This is a genomic window from Streptomyces sp. NPDC001348, assembly GCF_053597535.1.
In genome coordinates this window covers 27,443-46,725 of record NZ_JBSFIK010000059.1, presented here as the reverse complement: position 1 = coordinate 46,725, position 19,283 = coordinate 27,443, and the positions used below count along the sequence as shown (strand labels likewise).

Here is a 19,283-nt window from a genome sequence, read left to right as displayed (position 1 = left end):
ACCCGAGTGCATCCAGTACGCGGGTGATGCTCCGCCTTGCGAGGCACCGCACCGGACGCCGCGAGCTTCCCGGCAAACCTTTCCGGTCGCAGCACCAGACCGAACCGCCGGCTGTGGGCGGGTCGTCCGGTCGGCGGCTACTCGGTGCGTACCAGAGCCTGCGCGACCGCCCTGTTGACCGGCACCTCGTCCAGGAAGCGACGGCGTGCGGCGCCGGTGAGGGAGCCCGCCTTGAACCGGATCTCCTCCCAGGCGCGCTCCATGAACGCCGTCGCCCCCGCCCGGTCGCCCGTGGCGGAGAGCGTCCGTGCGTGGTGGTAGTAGATCTCCTCGGCGCTCACCGTCGGAATCCGCCCCCCGCTGTCCTCGAGGATCCGCACGGCGGCGGTACTCGCCCGCAGAGCCTCCTGGGGCCGCCCCCCGCGCCAGCCGGGCGCGGGCCACCAGCGACCACGCGACCACCTCACTGCGCGTGGTCCCGGCCCGCCGGCAGCTCTCGGCGCTCGCCGCCGCCAGCGCTTCCGCCTCGGCCACGCGGTGGTCGTCGACGGGGCGGGTCTCCAGCAGGGCCTGGGCCAGATAGTTGTGGACTCGGGGGGCGATGCTCACGATCCCGGACCGGTCGGCCTCGGCCACCGAGGCACGGAGCAGTTCCAGCGCGCCGTCCGTGTCGTTCGTGAGCACCGCGACATGGCCCAGCAGCGCCACCTGGTACGCGTGCCAGGCGCTGGCCGGGGAGTCCTCCGTGCCGGGGCGAGCGGTCAGGCCGACGGCTTCTTCGAGCAGCTCCCGCGCCCCCGTGAAGTCGCCCAGGGCTATCCGTGTCTGAGCCAGGTAGTTCAGCGGCGGCTGCAGCTGGTCGGTGGCACCGCGCTCCCGTAACCGCTCCAGGACGGCGGTCAGCCGTGCCTGCGCTCCGTGCGGGTCGCCCGCGTCGAGGTGATTGATTCCCAGATGCTGCTCGAGCTGGTCGGCGATCAGCCGCACCACGGGATCCTGCGCGTCGCGGAGCCGGGGCTCCCGGTGCAGCAACTCCTCCGCCTCGTGCATCAGCGCCATTCCGCGCACCAGGTCGCGTTGGGTGAGCTGGGCCCCGTACTCGGCGGCGATCAGGAACCAGTCGACCGGGTCGGTCTCCTTGTCGGTCCTCGCCAGCGCCTCGGCCAGGACGTGCAGCGAGGCCTCCGCCCCCCGCGTGTGCAGGAGTATCTTGCCGTGCAGGAAGGCGGCGCGCGCCCGCAGCGGCCCGTCGCCCACCCGGTCGGCGGCCCTGGCCGCCTCCGTGGCCAGCCCCAGGACGCCGTTCCCGTCGCCGTCCGAGGCCTCCCAGTACGTCTCGGAAGTCACCAGGAGCAGTTCTAGAATGCCCAGCCGCAGGCGGTCGTGCTCGCCACCGTCGCCCGGCAGTCGCCGCAGATCGCGCATGGCCTGGGTGCACAACGCGGTGACCTCGGCGAACGAGGAACCACTGCGGGCGAGGTCCATGGCCATGCGGTAGTTGTGCCGGGCAGCCGGCTCCATGGCGCCTCCGAGGTGATAGTGCCGGCCGAGATCCAGCAGCAGGTCCCGCGGGGGATCGGCCACGGCGCGGAGCAGTCGGTCGAGTGCCTCCGCCACGGACAGATGCCGGTCGCGGCGCAGCTGCCCGCTCTGCCGCTCGTACAGGGCACGCTGGACGAGCGCGCCGATCTGACCGTGACAGGTGACCTTCGAGATGCGCACCCCGGGGATGCTCGCCGCCGCCTCCTGGAAGGCGTTGAGCAGCGCCGTCTTGCCGATTCCCGCGGGGCCCTCGACGCAGCGGATGCCGCCGGCGCCGCTCGCCACCGCCGCGGCCAGGTCGAGCAGTTGCTGCCGCTCACTCTCACGGTCCACGAAGATCCCGGTCACAGCACCTCCGGCTCATCACACCCAGGCCTGGCAGAGCGTCGCTCAACTATCCGCCACCCCGGCTACCGGCACAACGCCGGTTCGGACAGGACGGCCGCCACCGCAGGTGCCGGCGAGGGCAGGTGGTCGGTGAACCAGCGGCGGATCAGGAGCAGGCGGCCAGGGCCCGGGCTACCCGACGCGGCCTCGTCGTCCAGTTCGGCCAGCAGGGGTGCAGCCTCGGCCCGGCGTTCCACTTTCGGCGGCGGCTGCGTGACCCCGGCCCGTCCGCGCAGTTGATCCGGGCATGAAGAAGCGCAGCATGCTCGCCATCGCCTCCCTCGCCACCGGCTTCGTGGTGGCCGCCGTCACCCCGTCGCCGGCGGCGGACCACAACGTCCACGGTGACCCGCACGTCTCCCACACCCTTGGCACGGCCGAGAAGAGCATCGGCAACGAAGGCTCCGCCCCGGACGGCGAATCCCCGTCCCAGCAGTAGTCCGGTCCGCTCGCGCCGCGCGGTGCCGCTGTCCCGTCGGACGGGGCGGCGGGACCGCGCCCTCTACTGGCGGTGGTTTCCGTGGCACTGTGGAGCGGGCAAGCCACAGGGGGCCAACAGAAGAGGGGGAGTCCGTGACCGTCGTCTGGATCAACGGCGCTTTCGGTGCGGGGAAGACCACGACCGCACGGGAACTGATCGAGCTGATCCCGAACAGTGCGCTCTTCGACCCCGAGGTCATCGGCGCGGCGCTCACGCACCTGCTGCCGCCCAAGCGCCTCGCCGAGGTCGGCGACTTCCAGGACCTGCCGATCTGGCGACGGCTCGTGATCGACACGGCGGCCGCGATGCTCGCCGAGCTCGGCGGGACCCTCGTGGTACCCATGACCCTGCTGCACCAGGAGTACCGTGATGAGATCTTCGGCGGCCTCGCCGCTCGCCGTATCGCCGTGCGGCACATCCTCCTCGCTCCGGCCGAAACGATCCTGCGTAAGCGAATAGCAGGACGTGAGGTCCCCCCGGACCTCACCGACGGCGAGATGCGGGTGAGGCAGTGGTCGTACGACCACATCGAGCCCTACCGTGCGGCCCTGGCCGCGTGGCTCAGCGCGGACGCCCATCCCGTCGACACCAGCGACCTCACCCCGTACGAGACGGCCGTCCGGCTCGCCGAGGCCGTGGGCGGCGGAGAGGTGCCGGTCTGCGACATCGTGCAGACCCCGGAGCCCACCGCGGAGACCCTCGCCGCCGGAGTCCTGCTCTTCGACGAGCGGGACCGGGTGCTGCTGGTCGACCCCACCTACAAGCCCGGCTGGGAGTTCCCCGGCGGGGTGGTCGAACCCGGCGAGGCACCCGCCCGGGCCGGTATGCGCGAGGTGGCGGAGGAGACGGGGATACGGCTGGACGACGTACCGAGGCTGCTCGTCGTGGACTGGGAGCGGCCGGTGCCCCCGGGTTACGGCGGGCTGCGGTTCCTGTTCGACGGCGGGCGACTGGACTCCGCCGAGGCCGGGCGGCTGCTGCTGCCGGGACCCGAGCTGCGCGACTGGCGATTCGTCACCGAGCAGGAGGCCGCCGACATGCTGCCGCCCGTCCGCTACGAGCGGCTGCGCTGGGCACTGCGGGCCAGGGAGCGCGGGGCGGCGCTGTATCTGGAGGCGGGCACCCCGGTCGGCTGACGCTCCGGCAGGACATGCGCCTACACCGTGCGGTGCATCCTCGTCTCCATCCCCGTACTGATCGTCTCGACGTTCGCTGGTGTTCCTCGTCGTCGTCAACTCCGGTGACCCCGTGGCCGACTTCGCCACCTCACGGCAACCGGCCCCGAGCAAGGCCCCGTGGTCCTGCGTCGAAGAGGTGCCCGGCCTGACCGACCGGGGCAGCGGCCACCCTGTGGCGTGCCACTACGCGGAGAGCCTGGCGCTGCTGTAGAGGCGGCCCAGTTCGGCGTGCGGGTAGTGCGCCCCCCTGCTCACCCGCTCCAGCCTCCGGCAGAAGTCGCCCATGGTCACGGCGAGCGGCGCATGGCGTTCGATCAACGCGGCGGCGGCCCGGGGGATCCCCTCGGGCCGCTCTCCTTCGGCGCAGGCGCGGATATAGGCCTCGCGTTGCTCACGGCCGTACCCGTACAGGGCGGTGACGAGCCATATCACCAGGTAGTACGTGGTGTAGGCGCGGTCGTAGTCCCGGTGCCGGTCGAAGAAGCCGCGTTCGTCCTCGGCGAGCTGGAACCGGGAGCTGAGCGAGAGACCGTAGTCGGTGAGATAGAGCCGCCGGCCGTCGGTGAGGATGTTGCGGAAGTGGGCGTCGAGGTGGAGCAGCCGGCGCTCGTGGAGGAAGTCGGTGAGTTCCGCCAGGCCCGCCGCCGTCATGGTGCACGCGGCGTCGGCCGATTCGGTGCGCAGCCGGGCGTCGAGCCAGTCGTGCAGAGTGTGCGGGATGTGCTCCTGGAACAGGGTCAGGCTCGCCGAGGCCGTGCGCAGGGCGGCGACGCGATCGGCGATGCCCTCGCCGCCACCCCAGTAGGCGACGACCCGCGCCGGGGCCGCCAGTTCGTCCGGCAGGGGCGGCGCGGTGTCGGGCAGGACCCGCCAGTGGTGCAGCATCGGGAAGCCGGGGAAGTGCCCGGCCAGCACCCAGTTCGTCGTCATCGTGTGCAGGGCGAGCTCCCGCCAGGCGCCGAAGCCGGGGCTGCCGACGGCGCCGATCCCGTAGTGGAGTTGCGGCGGCAGGCCGAAGAGGTTCGCCGTGGACCGTACGTGGCCGGGTCGCCGCTCGAGGTCGGTCAGCGGCACCCGTTTCACGAAGGCGTCGCTGCCCTCGACCGTGATCCGCACGGCGCTCCCGCCGATCCCGGTGCCCAGCGGTGTGCCCGCCGCCACCAGCTCGGCCAGTTCCAGGTCGCTGAGGAGATCCAGGGAGGTGGCGATGCGGGTATGGGCGGCGAGGCGTGCGGGGAGGGACATGCAGCCATGGTCAGCCAGGCATCGCGTACGTGTCCGCCGCTTCGCGAAGGACAGCCGATGCCCGCCCGAGGACCGGATCACCGTGCCCGAAGCAGGCCACGTCCGCGTCGAGGTCCGCCAGCCGGTGGAAGGAGGCGACGGCCTGCGCCCGGTCGAGGTTGAGGACACCGAGCATCACCGCCCCGGTGCCCGGCGCCGCCGCCACCGCGTCGCCCGTGAACAGCACGCGGTGCCGGGGAAGATGGACGGCGATGCTGCCGTGGGTGTGACCGGGGGCGTGGAGGATCCGGGCGCCGCCGCCGAAGTCGAGGACGTCGCCGTCGGCGAGTTCGGTGACGTGCTCCGGCGTCACCGGCTCGACCGGCGGCAGATGCTTCAGGGCCTCGGCGTGGATCGGGCGTTCCCAGTCCTCGAACACCGGTGGCGGGCCCGCGGCCTCACCTCGGACGACCGGTGCGTCCAGGGCGTGCGCCAGTATCTCGGCGCCGGTCAGGGCCGCCAGCTCACCCGCCCCGCCCGTGTGGTCCCAGTGGAAGTGGGTCAGCACGATCCGCCGTAAGGCCGACGGCTTCCGCCCGAGCGCGATGACCGCGTCGGCGATCGCCGGGCCGGAGCCGGCCGCCCCGGCGTCGACCAGCGTCAACTCGTCGCCGTCGCGCCAGAGACAGGCCTGGCCGACCGCGAAGCGCAGCAGATGCAGGCGGGGGGAGAGCTCGATGACGTCCATGCGCCGACCGTAGGCAGGGCCCCCGTCCGGGGGCGAGGGCCCTCTGCCGTGGGCAGAGCGGTTCAGCCCGCCGCGTACAGCGTGAGGAAGTGCGCCTCGGCCACGGCCAGGCGCTCCAGCTCCTCGGGGGAGACGCTCTCGTTGACCGCGTGGATCTGGGCCTCCGGCTCGCTCAGGCCGATGAGCAGGATCTCGGCCGCCGGATAGAGGACCGCGAGGGTGTTGCACAGCGGGATGGAGCCGCCCTGCCCGGCGTACTGCATCTCCTGGCCCGGGTAGGCGACCGTCATCGCCTCGGACATCGCCCGGTACGCGGGGCTGGTGCTGTCGGCGCGGAAGGGCTGGCCCTGGCCGATCTGCTCGCAGCTCACCCGCGCACCCCACGGAGTGTGCGCCTCCACATGGGCCTGGAGCAGTTTGGTCGCCTCGGCGGCGTCCACGCCCGGCGGTACCCGCAGGCTGATCAGGGCGCGGGCGCGGGCCTGCACGGACGGGGTGGCGCCGACGACCGGCGGGCAGTCGATGCCGAGCACGGTCACGGCCGGCTTGGCCCAGATGCGGTCGGCGACCGTGCCGTCACCGATCAGGCCGACCCCCTCCAACACCTTGGCGTCGGCGCGGAACTGCTCCTCGTCGTACTGGAGGCCCTCCCAGGAGGTCTCGGGCGCGAGCCCGTCGACGGTGGTCGAGCCGTCCTCGGCGCGCAGTGAGTCCAGGACCCGGATCAGCGCGGCCAGCGCGTCCGGGGCGGCGCCGCCGAACTGGCCGGAGTGCAGATTGCCCTCGAGGGTGTCGATCTGCACCCGGACCATCGTCATCCCGCGCAGGGTCGTGGTGACCGTCGGCAGACCGACGCGGAAGTTGCCGGCGTCGCCGATCACGATCGTGTCGGCCGCCAGGAGCTCGGGGTGCTGCTCGGCGTACCGCTCCAGGCCGCCGGTGCCCTGCTCCTCCGAGCCCTCCGCGATCACCTTGACGTGCACCGGCACACCGCCGTTCGCCTTCAGCGCGCGCAGCGCGAGCAGATGCATGATCACGCCGCCCTTGCAGTCCGCGGCCCCGCGGCCGTACCAGCGGCCGTCGCGTTCGGTCAGCTCGAAGGGCGGGGTGACCCAGGCGGACTCGTCCAGCGGCGGCTGCACGTCGTAGTGGGCGTAGAGCAGGACCGTTTTCGCGCCCTCCGGGCCCGGCAGGTACCCGTACACCGACTGGGTGCCGTCCGGGGTGTCGAGCAGGGCCACGTCCTCGAAGCCCTCGGCGCGCAGCGCGTCGGCGACCCAGTTCGCGGCGCCCTCGCTTTCGCTGCGGGGGAACTGGTCGAAGTCCGCGACCGACTTGAAGGCCACCAGCTCGGTGAGCTCCGCCCTCGCCCTGGGCATCAGGGCGGCGACGGTCTCGGCGAGCGGATTCGACGACATGGGCACGCTCCTTGTGGGTGCGACGTTGTACCTGCGAGTGCACCGATCCTCCCACAGTGGCCTGCGGCGACGTCCGCCGTAGGATGCGGGGGACAGGTGCGGCAGACGGCTTGATCGGAGCAGCGGACCATCGTGAGCGGCGAGAATTCTTCGGCGGACGACGTGCAGCGGGTGTGGGACGTCGTCGTGGTGGGCGCGGGACCCGCGGGGGCCTCGGCCGCCTACGCGGCGGCGGTCGCGGGACGGCGCGTGCTGCTGCTGGAGAAGGCGGAACTGCCCCGCTACAAGACCTGCGGCGGAGGCATCATCGGCCCGTCGCGCGACGCCCTGCCGCCCGGCTTCGAGCTGCCGCTGCGGGACCGGGTGCACGCGGTCACCTTCTCGAACAACGGGCGTTTCACCCGTACCCGCCGCTCCAAGCAGATGATGTTCGGGCTGATCAACCGGCCCGAGTTCGACCAGCAGCTGGTCGAGCACGCCCAGAAGGCGGGCGCCGAACTGCGCACGGGCGTCACCGTGACGCGGGTCGAGCAGCACGGCTCGGCGGTGCCGGACCGCCGCACGGTCGCCGTCGTCCTGCAGGGCGGCGAGACGCTGCTCGCCCGTGCGGTGGTCGGCGCCGACGGCAGCGCCAGCCGCATAGGAGCGCACGTCGGGGTGAAGCTTGACCAGGTCGACCTGGGACTGGAGGCTGAGATCCCGGTGCCGGAGACGGTGGCCGAGGACTGGAAGGGGCGGGTCCTCATCGACTGGGGGCCGATGCCCGGCAGTTACGGGTGGGTCTTCCCCAAGGGCGGCACACTGACGGTCGGTGTGATCTCGGCCCGCGGTGAAGGCGCCGCCACCAAGCGCTACCTGGAGGACTTCGTCGCCCGCCTCGGGCTCGCCGGCTTCGAGCCGAGCATCTCCTCCGGACACCTGACACGCTGCCGCGCCGACGACTCCCCGCTCTCGCGCGGCCGGGTCCTGGTGTGCGGGGACGCGGCCGGGCTGCTGGAGCCGTGGACCCGCGAGGGTATCTCCTTCGCCCTGCGGTCGGGGCGGCTCGCGGGGGAGTGGGCGGTCCGGATCGCCGAGGCGCACGACGCCGTGGACACCCGTCGGCAGGCCCTGAACTACGCGTTCGCGATCAAGGCGGGGCTCGGCGTCGAGATGGCCGTCGGCAGGCGGATGCTGGCCGTGTTCGAGCGCCGGCCCGGCCTGTTCCACGCGGCCCTCACCGGCTTCCGCCCCGCCTGGAAGGCTTTCAAGGACATCACCCAGGGATCCACGTCGCTGGGTGAGCTCGTCCGCACCCATCCGATGGCCCAGCGCGCCCTGACCGCGCTGGACCGGCGGAACCCGGTGGCCGCCGCAGCGCCGGAATCCGCCGCACCGGAGGACACCGTCACTTCCTGACGGTGATCCGGAAGACGGGGTGATCGGCGGCGGCCGCCGTGATCTCCTCGTCGGAGGACTGCGCCGTGACCCCCTTGAAGAACTGGTTCACCTGCCAGCCCCACCGCGCCAGATAGGTCCGCAGCACCGGGAGCTTCTCCGCGTCCGGAAGCTCCACCGCGGTGAACTCCCGCACCTTCCGCCCGACCCGCAGCTCCCCGCCGCCCGCGGCGCGCATGTTGCGCACCCACTGGGAGTGCCCCCGGGCGGAGACCAGGTACTGCTCGCCCTCGTAGGTGTGCGGGTTGACCGGGATCCGCTGCATCTGCCCGCTGGTCCGGCCGCGCACCGACAACTCCGCGGAACCCGCGAGGCTCAGGCCGCGCCGGGCCAGCCAGCCGATCACGTTGTTGAGACGGACCTGCATCGGGGTGCCCTCGAGGTAGTAGGGCGAAGACGACGACATGGTGACCCCCACGGTTTGGGAGAGCGGTGCTCTCGCTTGACTCCAGTGTGGGGGAGAGCGGCGATCAAAAGCAAGAGCGGTGCTCTCTTTTGTGTGCGGTGCTCTGTCTTCTGGCACACTGCTGCCCATGAGCACCGCAAAGGGCGCCCGCGCGCGGGCCAGGATCGAAGTCACCGCGGCCATCAAGGAGGAGGCGCGCGGACAACTCGCCGCCGAGGGCGCCGCCAAGCTCTCCCTGCGCGCGGTGGCCCGTGAACTCGGCATGGTCTCCTCCGCGGTCTACCGCTACTTCCCCAGCCGCGACGACCTGCTGACCGCACTCATCATCGACGCCTACGACTCCCTCGGCGAGGCCGCCGAACAGGCCGACGGCACCGCCTCCGACGCCGCTCCCGTGGCCCGCTGGACGGCCGTGTGCGAGGCGGTGCGCCGCTGGGCCCTGGCCCACCCGCACGAGTACGCGCTGATCTACGGCTCACCCGTCCCCGGCTACTCCGCCCCCCAGACCACCGTCCGGGCCGCCGCCCGCGTGGGCCTCGTGCTCATCGGCATCGTCGGCGACGCGCACCGGGGTCCCGGCCTCGCCGGCCTCCCCCTCCCCGCCGAACTGCACCCCGAGGCCGAACGCATGGTCGCCGACTTCGCCCCCGGCCTGCCCGCCGAGGCGGCGACCGCGCTGGTGGCGGCCTGGGCGCAGTTGTTCGGGCTGGTCGGGTTCGAACTGTTCGGGCAGTTCAACCGGGTGGTGGAGGACCGGGAGGCCTTCTTCCGGCACGCGGTGACCGGGCTGGCCCACGGAGTGGGGCTGAGGTAGATCCCCTCGCGCCGGGGTGCCGTACTTCCCGGGGAGTACGGGGGGCCACCACGCCCGGTGGACGCCCGCCCGCCCCGCCTCCGTCTAGCGTGGCCGTCATGGAAGAGCAGCGCGGGCACCGGTCGGGGCCTGGCCGAACGGCCCGGCCGCGGCGGTGGCCCGGCCGGTGGCACGGACCGGACGACACCGAAGCCCCGGGCCCGCACTGGCCGTGGCGCTCCACCGTGCCGTTCACCGTCTTCGTGCTGGTCGGTTCCACCTTCGCCGAACACCAGCAGCCGGGCCGCGAACCGCTGGACGTCTACGGGCGCGTGCTGCTGCTCGTGGCCTCGGGCCTGCTGCTGTGGCGGCAGCGGCACCCGGTGCTCGTGGCGTTCGGCACCGCCACGGCCGCCCTGGTCTACCTGGCCGCCGGCTACCCCAACGGGCCGGTGTACCTGACCGTCGTCGTGAGCTGCTTCAGCGCGGTCGTCACCGGGCACCGCCGAGCCGCCTGGGCGTCCCTGGGGCTGCTGTGGGCCGGGCACCTCCTGGTCGCGCTCTGGCTGTACCGCAGGCTGCCCCCGCCGCACGACCACGGCGCGGGCATCGGCCAGGAGATCGTCGTCGCCACCTGGGGACTGGCCGTCCTCGCGCTGTCGGAACTGGCCCGGGTGCGGCGCGAGCAGTGGGCCCGCGAGCGCGCCGACCGGGCCCAGGCGGCCCGGCGGCGCGCGGACGAGGAGCGGTTGCGCATCGCCCGGGAACTGCACGACGTCCTGGCGCACAGCATCTCCGTCATCAACGTGCAGGCCGGCGTGGGCCTCGCCCTTCTGGACAGCGATCCGGAGCAGGCGCGGGCGGCGCTCACCACCATCAAGGACGCCAGCAAGGAGGCGCTCGGCGAGGTGCGCCAGGTCCTCGCCACCCTGCGTGCGCCCGGAGACGCTCCCCGCGCCCCCGCGCCCGGCCTGGACCGGCTGCCGGAACTGGTGGAACAGGCGGCGAGCGCGGGCCTCACCGTCGAGGTCGGGGGAGAACCACCGCGTCTGCCGCCCGGCGCCGACCTCGCGGCCTTCCGCATCGTCCAGGAGGCGCTCACCAACGTCGTACGCCATTCCGTCTCGCGGCACGCGCGGGTGCGCCTCGAGCACGACGGCGGCGTGGTGCGGCTCGTGATCGACGACGACGGCCCCGCGACCGGTGCGCAGGCGGGCGGCAGCGGCAACGGGCTCGCCGGAATGCGGGAGCGGGCCGCCGCGCTGGGTGGCACGATCGAGGCGGGCCCGCGCCCCGACGGTGGCTTCCGGGTGCTCGCCGTCCTGCCGTCGCACCCCAGGGAGGACCAGTGATCCGGGTACTGCTCGCCGACGACCAGTCGCTGGTGCGGGCGGGTTTCAGGGCGCTGCTCGACGCGCAGCCGGACATCGAGGTGGCCGGCGAGGCGGCGGACGGCGAGGAGGCGCTCGGCAAGGTCCGCGAACTGCGCCCGGACGTCGTCCTCATGGACATCCGGATGCCGTTGCTGGACGGTCTGGCCGCGACCCGCCGTATCACCCACGACGCGGGGCTGGGGGACGTCAAGGTGGTCATGCTCACCACCTTCGAACTCGACGAGTACGTCTTCGAGGCGATCCGCTCGGGTGCCTCCGGGTTCCTGGTCAAGGACACCGAGCCGGACGAACTCCTGCGCGCGGTGCGGGCCGTCGTCGGCGGCGACGCACTGCTGTCGCCCGGCGTGACCCGCCGGCTGATCGCCGAGTTCGCGGCCCGCTCCAAGGAGCCCGCGGCAGCGGACACGCTCGCCGCCCTCACCGAGCGCGAACGGGAGGTGATGGCGCTGGTCGGCATCGGCCTGTCCAACGAGGAGATCGCCCGTCGCCTGGTGGTCAGCCCGCTCACCGCGAAGACCCACGTGAGCCGCACGATGGTCAAACTGGGTGCCCGGGACCGGGCCCAACTGGTGGTGCTGGCCTACGAGTCCGGGCTGGTGCGCCCGGGCTGGCTGGGCTGATGCCCTTGCCGGAAGCTCACCAGCACACCCACCACCCGGGCGACGAAGGCGACGGCCGCCAGCGCGCCGCCGACGCGCAGCAGCACCGTCGAGAGCATGCGCGGCAGATCGAAGAGCAGGGCCGGCCCACCGACGGCCCCGAACGCGACCCCTGCCACTAACACCGCGCTGACCAGCGCGTACCCGATCTCGACGGTCCAGGCGTCCTGCTCGGCCTTGTTCCGTCGTCCCCCGTACCCGTCCATCCCCCCAGTTTCACAGGCGTGCGCCCGGCGGAGCAAACAACTCCGGCCGGGCGCACGCGTGGAGGCGTTCCCCGTCAGTCGCGGACCGCCACGCGCTCCGCGTCCGCCTCCTTCTCCACGGTGGACCCGGCGACCACGACGGTCCGCTGCGGAGTACGACGGCCGCGCAGCCCGGTGAGGGTGACCAGGAAGCCGGCGAGGGCGATGCCCGTCACCACCAGCAGCCCCGGACGGTAGCTGTCGAGCACGGCCTGCGGGGTCGCGTGGGCGGGGGCGTGGGCGGTGACCACCGCGGTGACGACGGCCAGGAAGATCGCGCCGCCCACCTGGACCGAGGTGTTGAGCAGCCCGGAGACCATGCCCTGCTCGTGGTCGTCGACCCCGTTGGTGGCCTGGATGTTGAGCGAGGGGAAGACCAGCGCGCAGGCGGCACCGATCAGCAGCATCGACGGCAGGATCACCGCCGCGTACACCGGGTCGAGGTCGACGCGGAGGAACAGGGCGTATCCGGCGACCATCAGGGCGAAGCCCGTCGCGATCAGCCGCGTCGTGCCGAACCGGTCCACGATCGAGCCGACCTTGGTCGAGGACACCGCCACCAGAGCGCCGGCGGGCAGGAAGGCGAGCGCCGTGTGCAGCGCCGACCAGCCGAGCAGGGACTGCATGTACAGGGTGACCAGGAACTGGAAGCCGACGTAACTGCCGAAGAACGCCATCGCCCCGAGCTGGGCCCGCACTTGCCGCCCCGAGCGCAGCACGCCCAGCCGGATCAGCGGGCCGGGCGAGCGCCGCTCGACGGCGACGAACACGGTCAGCAGTGCGGCGACCGCCAGGAAGGACAGCAGGGTACGGGCCGACGCCCAGCCGGCCTGCGGCGCCTGCACCACGGTGAAGACCAGCAGCAGCATCGAGGCGGTACCGAGGACGGCGCCGGGGATGTCGTACCCGTCGTGGTCCTTCTCGCGGGCGCTGCGAGGCAGCAGTTTCACTCCGGCGAGCAGCGCGGCCAGTGCGATGGGTGCGGGCAGCAGCATGGTCAGACGCCAACTGGCCTCGGTGAGCAGGCCGGAGAGCACCAGGCCCATGGAGAAACCGGTGGCGGCGCAGGTGGTGTAGATGGACAGGGCGCGGTTGCGCAGTGGTCCCTCGGCGAAGGTCGTCGTGATGATGGACAGGCCCGCCGGTGCGGTGAACGCGGCGCTCAGTCCCTTGATGAAGCGACTGGCGATCAGCAGCGGCCCCGAGTCGACGAGTCCGCCGAGCAGCGAGGCGAGCGCGAACACGCCCAGGGCGACCAGGAAGACCTGGCGCCGGCCGAGGAGGTCGGCGGTCCGGCCGCCGAGCAGGAGCAGCCCGCCGTATCCCAGGATGTAGCCGCTGACGATCCATTGCAGCGTCGACGTGGACAGCTGGAGGTCGGAGCCGATGGAGGGCAGGGCCACGCCGACCATCGACACGTCGAGCGCGTCCAGGAACATCGCGGCGCAGAGCACCAGCAGGGTGCCCCACAGCCGGGGGGTCCAGCGGACCGCCGGGGACGGGGCCGCGGGGGTGGTGAGCGGAGAGGTCATGCCGGAGACACTACATGCGTATGCATGAGATGCAAGCGCATTTAATTACGATGCAACAAACCTGTTTCTCTGCTACCGTGCGTTCATGGCGGCGAAGAGGGCCGAGCGGGAGCTCGTGAACCAATGGCGGGACATCCTGGCGCTGCACGCCCGCACCCAGTGCGAACTCGACCGTGCTCTGCACGGACACGGCCTGTGCGCCAGCGACTTCGAGGTGCTCGACCTGCTCTCCGAGGGCTCCGCGGCGGACGGTGGCTGCACCTACCGCGTGCAGGAGATCGCGGAACGCATCCACCTCAGCCAGAGCGCTCTGTCCCGCCTGATCGCCCGCCTGGAGAAGGACGGGCTCCTGCAGCGGGCCATGTGCGCCGAGGACCGGCGAGGCGTCCGCGTGACCCTCACCGAGAAGGGGCGCGCGCTGCACGGCGAGGTGCGGCCGGTGCAGCGCGCGGTGCTGACACGGATGCTGACCGACTCAGCCGATCGCTGAGCTCTCGCGCCAGAGGGTGGCGAGCGCGGCGTCGCCGGTCACCCTGGGCACGGGCAGCCGGTTCCACAGCGCCAGGTACAACTGATCGGCCGGACCGGCCAGTTCCGCCTCCGCGTCCCCCGACTCGCCGAGGCCGGCGACGGGCGCCCGGTCGGACAGCCGTACGGTCCACACCGCGTCCGCGTCCAGGGTCCGCACCCGCAGAACACGCGTCCGGTCGGTCCGGACCCGGCTCTTCGGCCGGGCGTGGAATCCGCGCAGCAGCTCGTCGATGCCGTCCACGGCGAAGTCGGTGGCGATCCGGGACGCCGTGCCCGGGGCCGCCGACTCCGCGTCGTACCGGTGGACGGTCGTCTCGTGCGCCTGCCGCCGCGTCCAGAAGGCCAACGGCGAGGCGCACGGCGCCGGATGAAAGGTCCAGCACGCCACGTCGGGCGGCGCGGCGGCCAGGGTCCCGACGAGCCGCCGGTGACTGTCGCGGTACCAGCTCACCAGCTCGTCCCCGTCGAGGGCGGGGCCGTCCTCCGGCGGACGCGGCTCGCCGAGCCCGTCGGCGACGAACCCCGCCGCCCAGCGGTGCACCGCGCCCGTGTGCCGCAGCAGGTCCCGCACCTGCCACCCCGGGCAGGTCGGCACCTTCGCATCGGTGCCCGCCTTGGCGGCGGCCTCGGCGAGCAGACGGCCCTCGTGGTCCAGGACGTGTAGGTGGTCGGCTGTGTCCATGGGGGCAGTGTGCCGGAGGGGCGGGGTGGGACGGCACCGTATTTCGCCGGGCCGTCCACCGGGGCTGTCGGTGATCCGTAGGCGATGTGTCGGTGGGCGCTGGGAGTGTGGGCGGCGAGCCGCTCCCCGGGAGCGTCCTCGACCCCGTACCCCAGCAGCAAGGGAGCCTGCGCCATGCCGTCCGAGCCGTCCGATTCCTTCGCCGCACCCTGGGACGTACGGCGCCTGCCCCGGGCCGACGGCAGGCTCGTCCTGGTCACCGGCGGCAACGCCGGCATCGGGTACTTCACCGCCGAGCAGCTGTCGGCGACCGGGGCCACCGTGGTGCTGGGCAGCCGCGATCCCGTGCGGGCGGAAGCCGCCATGGGCGCGATCCGCGCGCGGGTGCCCGGCGCGCGGGTGCGAGCCGTACGGCTGGACCTCGCCGACCTGTCGTCGCTCGGAGCGGTGGTGGCATCCCTGGACACGGACCGCCTGGACGCGGTGGTCCACAACGCCGGCGTGGCACTCGACGCCCCGCCGCGCAGGGCGACCGCCGACGGCCACGAGCTCATGTTCGGCACCAACCACCTCGGGCACTTCGCGCTCACCCACCGTCTGATGCCCCTGCTCTCGGCCGCGCCGGCGGCCCGCGTGGTGACCGTGGGCAGTTTCGCGGCGAAGTCCGAACGGCTCGACCTCGACGACCTCCAGTCCCGGCGGGACTACCGGCCCAAGCGCACCTACGGGCGTTCCAAGCTGGCGCAGATGTACTTCGGCCTCGAACTCCACCGCCGCCTGCGGGCCGTCGGCAGCACGGTGACGAGCGTCGTGGCGCATCCGGGCGGCGCCCTGGACTCCCTCACTCCGTCGCGGCCTCCGGTGCATGTGCGCACGGCCGGCGAGGGCCTGCGCGCGGCACCCGCCGCCCTCGTCGTCCAGGGCAAGGACGCCGGGGCGTGGCCGGTGGTGCGAGCGGTACTCGACCCGGCGGTACGCGGAGGGCAGGTCTGGGGCCCGCGGATGTTCTCCTTGCGCGGCAGGCCCCGCTGCGAGCCGGTGTGGAGCCATCTCGCCGACCTCTCGGTCGCGGCCCGGCTGTGGGACGTCAGCTGTCACCTGACCGGCGCCGACCCAGGGGTTCTCTGAGGACAGGCGCGGTGGACGACGGCTCGGGCGTCGGCCGCCCGACCGTCCGGTCACGAAGCCGGGCAGCACCGCCACTGCCGTCGGCCGGACGAGGTCTGGAGCCTTGATCCTGACCGACACTCTCCGTCAACTCCAACGGCTGTGCGGGAACGATCGGTTCCCGATGCCGATGTGAGGTTTCGCCCAGTGCTTCGGCCTGTCGCGGGACACCGTGACGCCCCCATACTCCGGGACCTGACGAACCGACGGGTGGAGGAGCACGGTGAGCGCAGCGGCGTCAGCAGGGACCTGGAAGCTCGGCGACCTGGAGGTGAATCGCATCGGCTACGGCGCGATGCGGCTGACGGGCAATGGCATGCTGGGCAATTCCGGGGGCACACCGATCGACCGTGATGGCGCCGTCGATCTGCTGCACAGCGCGTTCGAGCAGGGCGTCAACCACATAGACACGGCCGCCTTCTACTTCTCGCCGCTGCGATCCGCGAACGAGCTCATCAATCGCGCCCTCTCGTCCTGGTCGGGCGACGTGGTCGTGGTGACCAAGGTCGGCCCGGCGCGCGATCCCTCCGGCGAGTGGCTCCCCACGGCCCGACCCGAGAAGCTGCGTGGCCAGGTCGAGGAGAATCTGCGCCAGCTCGGCCGGGACCACCTCGACGTGGTGAACCTGCGCGCCGGCGGCTCGGCTACGGCCTCGGTCGCCGAGCACTTCGGCGCCCTCGCCGAGCTCCGCCGGGCCGGCCTGGTCCGGCACCTCGGACTCTCCGCTGTCCTGCCCGAGCACGTGACCGAGGCCCAGAAGATCGCGCCCGTGGTCTGTGTGCAGAACGCCTACGGCCTGGACTGCCGCCGCGCTGACGAGAACGGGCTGGTGGATTTCTGCCGGGAGCAGGGCATCGCCTTCGTCCCGTTCTTCGCGCTCTCCGGGCTGCGGCGCGAGGCGGCCGCAGACCAGGAGCACGACGCGCGCGTCCATCGCGTCGCCCGCGCGCACAACGCGACACCGGCGCAGATACGGCTCGCCTGGACCCTCCACCGCGGTCCGCACGTGCTGGCCATTCCCGGCACCACCAACCCGGCGCACCTGGCCCAGAACACAGCTGCCGGAGCCCTGCGCCTGACCGAGGCGGAGCTGGCCCTCCTCGACAAGCCGGACGAGGGCACCGCCTGAGCCTCTGCCGTGTCAGGGCCGGTGGGGACCACGGTGCGCCGCCGGCCGCAGCGAGGCGAGGAGCGTCACTTCCTCCTCCGAGAGCCGTAGCGCGCCGGCCGCGACGTTCTGTGCGAGGTGGCCGGGATCGCCGGTTCCGGGGATGACCAGTACATGTGGTCCCTGCTGCAGGGTCCAGGCCAGACGGACCTGTGCGACGGAAACCCCGTGTGCGCCGGCGATGGCCCGCAGCTCCTCACCGTCCTCGGCCGCGGGCCCCGCCTCGCGCCCGGAACCGGCGATCGTGAAGAACGGAACGAAGGCGATGCCGAGTTCGCCGCAGAGGCGCAGCAGCGCCCGGTCCTCGTCGGACGCGCCGATTCCGTACGGGTTCTGCACGCAGACGACAGGGGCGATGGCGAGGGCCTCGGTCAGTTGCTCGGATGTCACGTGGGAGACGCCCAGGTGCCGGATCATTCCGGCGTCGCGCAGTTCGGCCAGCGCGCCGAAGTGATCGCTGACCGAACCTGTCCGCCGGCTCGGTGGCACACGGAGGTTCACCACGTCCAGGTGATCCCGACCGAGCTGCCGCAGGTTCTCCTCCACCTGGCCACGCAACTGGGCGGGTGTGGCCCACCACCATGCGCCCGAGGAGTCGCGGCTCGGCCAGACCTTGGTCCCGATGACCAGATCCTCCGGGTACGGTGCCAGGGCGCGGTTGATCAGCTCATTCGCGGACCGCGTCGCCGTGAAGTAGAACGCGGCTGTGTCGATGTGGTTCACACCCAGCTCGACAGCTCGCCGAAGTACGGCGATCGACTGCTCGCGGTCACGTGGTGCGCCACCGCCGAAGGGCGTGATCCCGGTCAGACGCATCGCGCCGAACCCGAGACGGTTGACGACCCGGTCACCGAGTCGCCAGGTACCGGCGGCTGCGGCAGGGGTCGCTCGTCGGCTCATGACTAGGGGCTCCTCTTGTGGCTGGGACAGGGAACGAGTCGGACACGCGACTGACACGGGGCCCGCGTCGGGCGGGTGGATTCGACCGGGTCCGCCCGCGCCGGGACGCGCTTGCCCGGGCATGAGAAAAGCCTCCTCGGCGGATCGCGGTCCGCACCGAGAAGGCTTACGTGTGTCGTCACTCTAGCAGGCCGGGCGAACCGGGCGAGGACCCGTGCGCGCACCTGGTCGCCGGAGTCGCCGGAAGACAACCCCGCGGACACCTGAGCAGAGCGAGACCCGAGGCGCCGGACGCAGTCCCGGGACATCAGCGTGTTGCCGCCCGGCGCGGCGCTGAGCACGGGCGAGGACGGGACACCCCGTCGGCTGCCGGGGCCGGCCTCAATCGGCTTGTCCAGCCGGAACAACCCACCGTAAAGTCAGGGCACTTCGACGAGACGTTCCCAGAAGCACGCCGCAGGGCGGAGCGTCCCACCTCGCTGAGGTGCCGGAGGGGCGGCAGCAGTCCTTGTCGACCCTTCCTTTCGGAGGTTTCCCCATGAACGTGGGTATCGGTCTGCCCATCGGCGACCCCGCCACCCTGCTCACCTGGGCCCGGCGCGCCGACGCCGGCCCCTTCAGCACGCTCGGTCTGCTCGACCGGATGGTCTACGACAACCCCGAGCCCCTGGTCGCGCTCGCCGTCCTCGCGGGCGCCACCTCCCGCATCCGTGTCCAGACCGAGGTGCTGCTCGCCCCGCTGCGCGACACCGCCCTGCTCGCCAAACAGGCCGCCACCCTGGACCGGATGACCGGCGGCCGTCTGGTCCTCGGCCTGGGCGTCGGCGGCCGCGACGACGACCACCAGGCCACGGGCACCGGCATACGCACCCGGGGCCGACGCCTCGACGAGCAGATGGCGGTGATGCGCCGTCTGTGGTCCGGCGAGCCGTACGGCGACGGCATCGGCCCGATCGGTCCCGCGCCCGCCCGGCCCGGCGGTCCCGAGGTGCTCTTCGGCGGCTTCAAGCCCGCCGCGATCGAACGCGTCGCGCGCTGGGGTGACGGCTTCCTCGCCGCCGCGGCACCCTCCTGGGCAGGCGGGCTGTTCGACACCGCCCGCAGGTTCTGGCAGGAGTACGGCCGCGACGGCGAGCCGCGTATCGTCGCGCAGGTCAACGTCGCGCTGGGTTCCGAGGACGTGATCCGCGAAGCCCGGGCCAACATGCACGCGTACTACAGCTTCACCGGCATGCCCGACCGGATGGTGGCCGGCATGCTCACCACGCCGGCCGGGATCCGCGAGGCCGTCGCCGCCTTCGCCGACCTCGGCGCCGACGAGGTCATGCTCTACTGCTACGGCCTCGACCCGGACCAGGTGGACCGCCTCGCCGACGTCCTGTGACGGACCC

At 72.5% G+C, this 19,283-nt stretch carries 20 protein-coding genes; 11 read left to right on the top strand and 9 right to left on the bottom strand.

Annotation, left to right across the window (positions count from 1 at the left end):
• Positions 1-1,890: AAA family ATPase (locus ACWC21_RS38300; RefSeq protein WP_450888985.1), on the bottom strand; the 1,890-nt coding region annotated here is incomplete at its 3' end.
• 286 nt (positions 1,891-2,176) lie between these two features.
• Between ACWC21_RS38300 and ACWC21_RS38295 the strand changes: the two genes are divergently transcribed.
• The 3 genes from ACWC21_RS38295 (at position 2,177) to ACWC21_RS38285 (ending at position 3,799) form a co-directional block, all read left to right on the top strand.
• Positions 2,177-2,368, top strand: coding sequence for a hypothetical protein (locus ACWC21_RS38295; protein ID WP_450888984.1), 192 nt, complete (start codon positions 2,177-2,179; stop codon positions 2,366-2,368).
• 134 nt (positions 2,369-2,502) lie between these two features.
• Positions 2,503-3,546 (top strand): NUDIX hydrolase, encoded by a 1,044-nt coding sequence (locus tag ACWC21_RS38290; protein WP_450888983.1) that lies wholly within the window; start codon positions 2,503-2,505, stop codon positions 3,544-3,546.
• Positions 3,547-3,625: 79 nt separating this feature from the next.
• Positions 3,626-3,799 carry a hypothetical protein gene (locus ACWC21_RS38285; RefSeq protein ID WP_450888982.1) on the top strand — a complete coding sequence of 58 codons (174 nt, stop codon included), beginning with the start codon at positions 3,626-3,628 and terminating at the stop codon, positions 3,797-3,799.
• On the opposite strand, the gene ACWC21_RS38280 is transcribed toward ACWC21_RS38285, so the two are convergent.
• The 3 genes from ACWC21_RS38280 to ACWC21_RS38270 form a co-directional block, all read right to left on the bottom strand.
• On the bottom strand, positions 3,772-4,833 hold the full coding sequence (locus tag ACWC21_RS38280) for a protein kinase family protein (RefSeq protein WP_450888980.1): 1,062 nt from the start codon (positions 4,831-4,833) through the stop codon (positions 3,772-3,774). The two genes, ACWC21_RS38285 and ACWC21_RS38280, sit on opposite strands and share 28 nt — an antisense overlap.
• Positions 4,834-4,843: 10 nt before the next feature.
• Positions 4,844-5,560, bottom strand: coding sequence for an MBL fold metallo-hydrolase (locus ACWC21_RS38275; RefSeq protein ID WP_450888978.1), 717 nt, complete (start codon positions 5,558-5,560; stop codon positions 4,844-4,846).
• A gap of 62 nt (positions 5,561-5,622) precedes the next feature.
• Positions 5,623-6,978, bottom strand: coding sequence for a M20/M25/M40 family metallo-hydrolase (locus ACWC21_RS38270; RefSeq protein ID WP_450888977.1), 1,356 nt, complete (start codon positions 6,976-6,978; stop codon positions 5,623-5,625).
• A 132-nt stretch (positions 6,979-7,110) separates the two neighbouring features.
• On the opposite strand from ACWC21_RS38270, the gene ACWC21_RS38265 reads away from it, so the two are divergent.
• The gene (locus ACWC21_RS38265) at positions 7,111-8,376 is read left to right on the top strand and encodes a geranylgeranyl reductase family protein (RefSeq protein WP_450888976.1); all 1,266 of its coding nucleotides are present in this window, start codon (positions 7,111-7,113) and stop codon (positions 8,374-8,376) included.
• Here ACWC21_RS38265 and ACWC21_RS38260 read toward each other — a convergent pair.
• Positions 8,366-8,821 carry a nitroreductase family deazaflavin-dependent oxidoreductase gene (locus ACWC21_RS38260; protein WP_450888974.1) on the bottom strand — a complete coding sequence of 152 codons (456 nt, stop codon included), beginning with the start codon at positions 8,819-8,821 and terminating at the stop codon, positions 8,366-8,368. The two genes, ACWC21_RS38265 and ACWC21_RS38260, sit on opposite strands and share 11 nt — an antisense overlap.
• A 127-nt stretch (positions 8,822-8,948) precedes the next feature.
• On the opposite strand from ACWC21_RS38260, the gene ACWC21_RS38255 reads away from it, so the two are divergent.
• The 3 genes from ACWC21_RS38255 to ACWC21_RS38245 all read left to right on the top strand — a co-directional run bounded on the left by ACWC21_RS38255 (position 8,949) and on the right by ACWC21_RS38245 (position 11,628).
• The gene (locus ACWC21_RS38255; protein WP_450888972.1) at positions 8,949-9,635 is read left to right on the top strand and encodes a TetR/AcrR family transcriptional regulator; all 687 of its coding nucleotides are present in this window, start codon (positions 8,949-8,951) and stop codon (positions 9,633-9,635) included.
• 98 nt (positions 9,636-9,733) lie between these two features.
• Positions 9,734-10,966, top strand: coding sequence for a sensor histidine kinase (locus ACWC21_RS38250; protein WP_450888971.1), 1,233 nt, complete (start codon positions 9,734-9,736; stop codon positions 10,964-10,966).
• Positions 10,963-11,628: a response regulator transcription factor gene (locus ACWC21_RS38245; protein ID WP_450888969.1), complete on the top strand. Its 666-nt coding sequence runs from the start codon at positions 10,963-10,965 to the stop codon at positions 11,626-11,628. Before ACWC21_RS38250 ends, ACWC21_RS38245 begins: the two co-directional genes overlap by 4 nt.
• Here ACWC21_RS38245 and ACWC21_RS38240 read toward each other — a convergent pair.
• Both ACWC21_RS38240 and ACWC21_RS38235 read right to left on the bottom strand, forming a co-directional pair.
• Positions 11,589-11,873 carry a DUF6332 family protein gene (locus ACWC21_RS38240; RefSeq protein ID WP_450888967.1) on the bottom strand — a complete coding sequence of 95 codons (285 nt, stop codon included), beginning with the start codon at positions 11,871-11,873 and terminating at the stop codon, positions 11,589-11,591. The genes ACWC21_RS38245 and ACWC21_RS38240 overlap by 40 nt on opposite strands.
• 74 nt (positions 11,874-11,947) lie before the next feature.
• On the bottom strand, positions 11,948-13,444 hold the full coding sequence (locus ACWC21_RS38235) for an MFS transporter (RefSeq protein ID WP_450888966.1): 1,497 nt from the start codon (positions 13,442-13,444) through the stop codon (positions 11,948-11,950).
• A gap of 85 nt (positions 13,445-13,529) precedes the next feature.
• Here ACWC21_RS38235 and ACWC21_RS38230 point away from each other — a divergent pair, with 85 nt between their 5' ends.
• Positions 13,530-13,934 (top strand): MarR family winged helix-turn-helix transcriptional regulator, encoded by a 405-nt coding sequence (locus ACWC21_RS38230; protein ID WP_450888964.1) that lies wholly within the window; start codon positions 13,530-13,532, stop codon positions 13,932-13,934.
• Here ACWC21_RS38230 and ACWC21_RS38225 read toward each other — a convergent pair.
• Complete coding sequence (locus tag ACWC21_RS38225) at positions 13,920-14,657, bottom strand: maleylpyruvate isomerase family mycothiol-dependent enzyme (protein ID WP_450888962.1); 738 nt, start codon at positions 14,655-14,657, stop codon at positions 13,920-13,922. The genes ACWC21_RS38230 and ACWC21_RS38225 overlap by 15 nt on opposite strands.
• Positions 14,658-14,831: 174 nt before the next feature.
• On the opposite strand from ACWC21_RS38225, the gene ACWC21_RS38220 reads away from it, so the two are divergent.
• The gene (locus ACWC21_RS38220) at positions 14,832-15,785 is read left to right on the top strand and encodes an SDR family NAD(P)-dependent oxidoreductase (protein WP_450888960.1); all 954 of its coding nucleotides are present in this window, start codon (positions 14,832-14,834) and stop codon (positions 15,783-15,785) included.
• 262 nt (positions 15,786-16,047) lie between these two features.
• Positions 16,048-16,953, top strand: a complete 906-nt coding sequence (locus ACWC21_RS38215; protein ID WP_450888959.1) for an oxidoreductase — start codon at positions 16,048-16,050, stop codon at positions 16,951-16,953.
• Positions 16,954-16,965: 12 nt separating this feature from the next.
• Here ACWC21_RS38215 and ACWC21_RS38210 read toward each other — a convergent pair whose 3' ends face one another.
• A complete protein-coding gene (locus ACWC21_RS38210) occupies positions 16,966-17,892 on the bottom strand; it encodes an aldo/keto reductase (RefSeq protein WP_450888958.1) in 927 nt (308 codons plus the stop codon).
• Between the two features lie 538 nt (positions 17,893-18,430).
• Between ACWC21_RS38210 and ACWC21_RS38205 the strand changes: the two genes are divergently transcribed.
• The gene (locus ACWC21_RS38205; RefSeq protein WP_450888956.1) at positions 18,431-19,276 is read left to right on the top strand and encodes an LLM class flavin-dependent oxidoreductase; all 846 of its coding nucleotides are present in this window, start codon (positions 18,431-18,433) and stop codon (positions 19,274-19,276) included.
• The last annotated feature ends 7 nt before the right edge of the window (positions 19,277-19,283 follow it).

Coding starts and splice junctions, on each gene's coding strand:
- ACWC21_RS38295 (WP_450888984.1), top strand. CDS start 2,177: ATGAAGAAGCGCAGCATGCTCGCCATCGCCTCCCTCGCCACCGGCTTC.
- ACWC21_RS38280 (WP_450888980.1), bottom strand. CDS start 4,833: ATGTCCCTCCCCGCACGCCTCGCCGCCCATACCCGCATCGCCACCTCC.
- ACWC21_RS38275 (WP_450888978.1), bottom strand. CDS start 5,560: ATGGACGTCATCGAGCTCTCCCCCCGCCTGCATCTGCTGCGCTTCGCG.
- ACWC21_RS38270 (WP_450888977.1), bottom strand. CDS start 6,978: ATGTCGTCGAATCCGCTCGCCGAGACCGTCGCCGCCCTGATGCCCAGG.
- ACWC21_RS38260 (WP_450888974.1), bottom strand. CDS start 8,821: ATGTCGTCGTCTTCGCCCTACTACCTCGAGGGCACCCCGATGCAGGTC.
- ACWC21_RS38255 (WP_450888972.1), top strand. CDS start 8,949: ATGAGCACCGCAAAGGGCGCCCGCGCGCGGGCCAGGATCGAAGTCACC.
- ACWC21_RS38250 (WP_450888971.1), top strand. CDS start 9,734: ATGGAAGAGCAGCGCGGGCACCGGTCGGGGCCTGGCCGAACGGCCCGG.
- ACWC21_RS38240 (WP_450888967.1), bottom strand. CDS start 11,873: ATGGACGGGTACGGGGGACGACGGAACAAGGCCGAGCAGGACGCCTGG.
- ACWC21_RS38235 (WP_450888966.1), bottom strand. CDS start 13,444: ATGACCTCTCCGCTCACCACCCCCGCGGCCCCGTCCCCGGCGGTCCGC.
- ACWC21_RS38230 (WP_450888964.1), top strand. CDS start 13,530: ATGGCGGCGAAGAGGGCCGAGCGGGAGCTCGTGAACCAATGGCGGGAC.
- ACWC21_RS38225 (WP_450888962.1), bottom strand. CDS start 14,657: ATGGACACAGCCGACCACCTACACGTCCTGGACCACGAGGGCCGTCTG.
- ACWC21_RS38220 (WP_450888960.1), top strand. CDS start 14,832: ATGCCGTCCGAGCCGTCCGATTCCTTCGCCGCACCCTGGGACGTACGG.
- ACWC21_RS38210 (WP_450888958.1), bottom strand. CDS start 17,892: ATGAGCCGACGAGCGACCCCTGCCGCAGCCGCCGGTACCTGGCGACTC.
- ACWC21_RS38205 (WP_450888956.1), top strand. CDS start 18,431: ATGAACGTGGGTATCGGTCTGCCCATCGGCGACCCCGCCACCCTGCTC.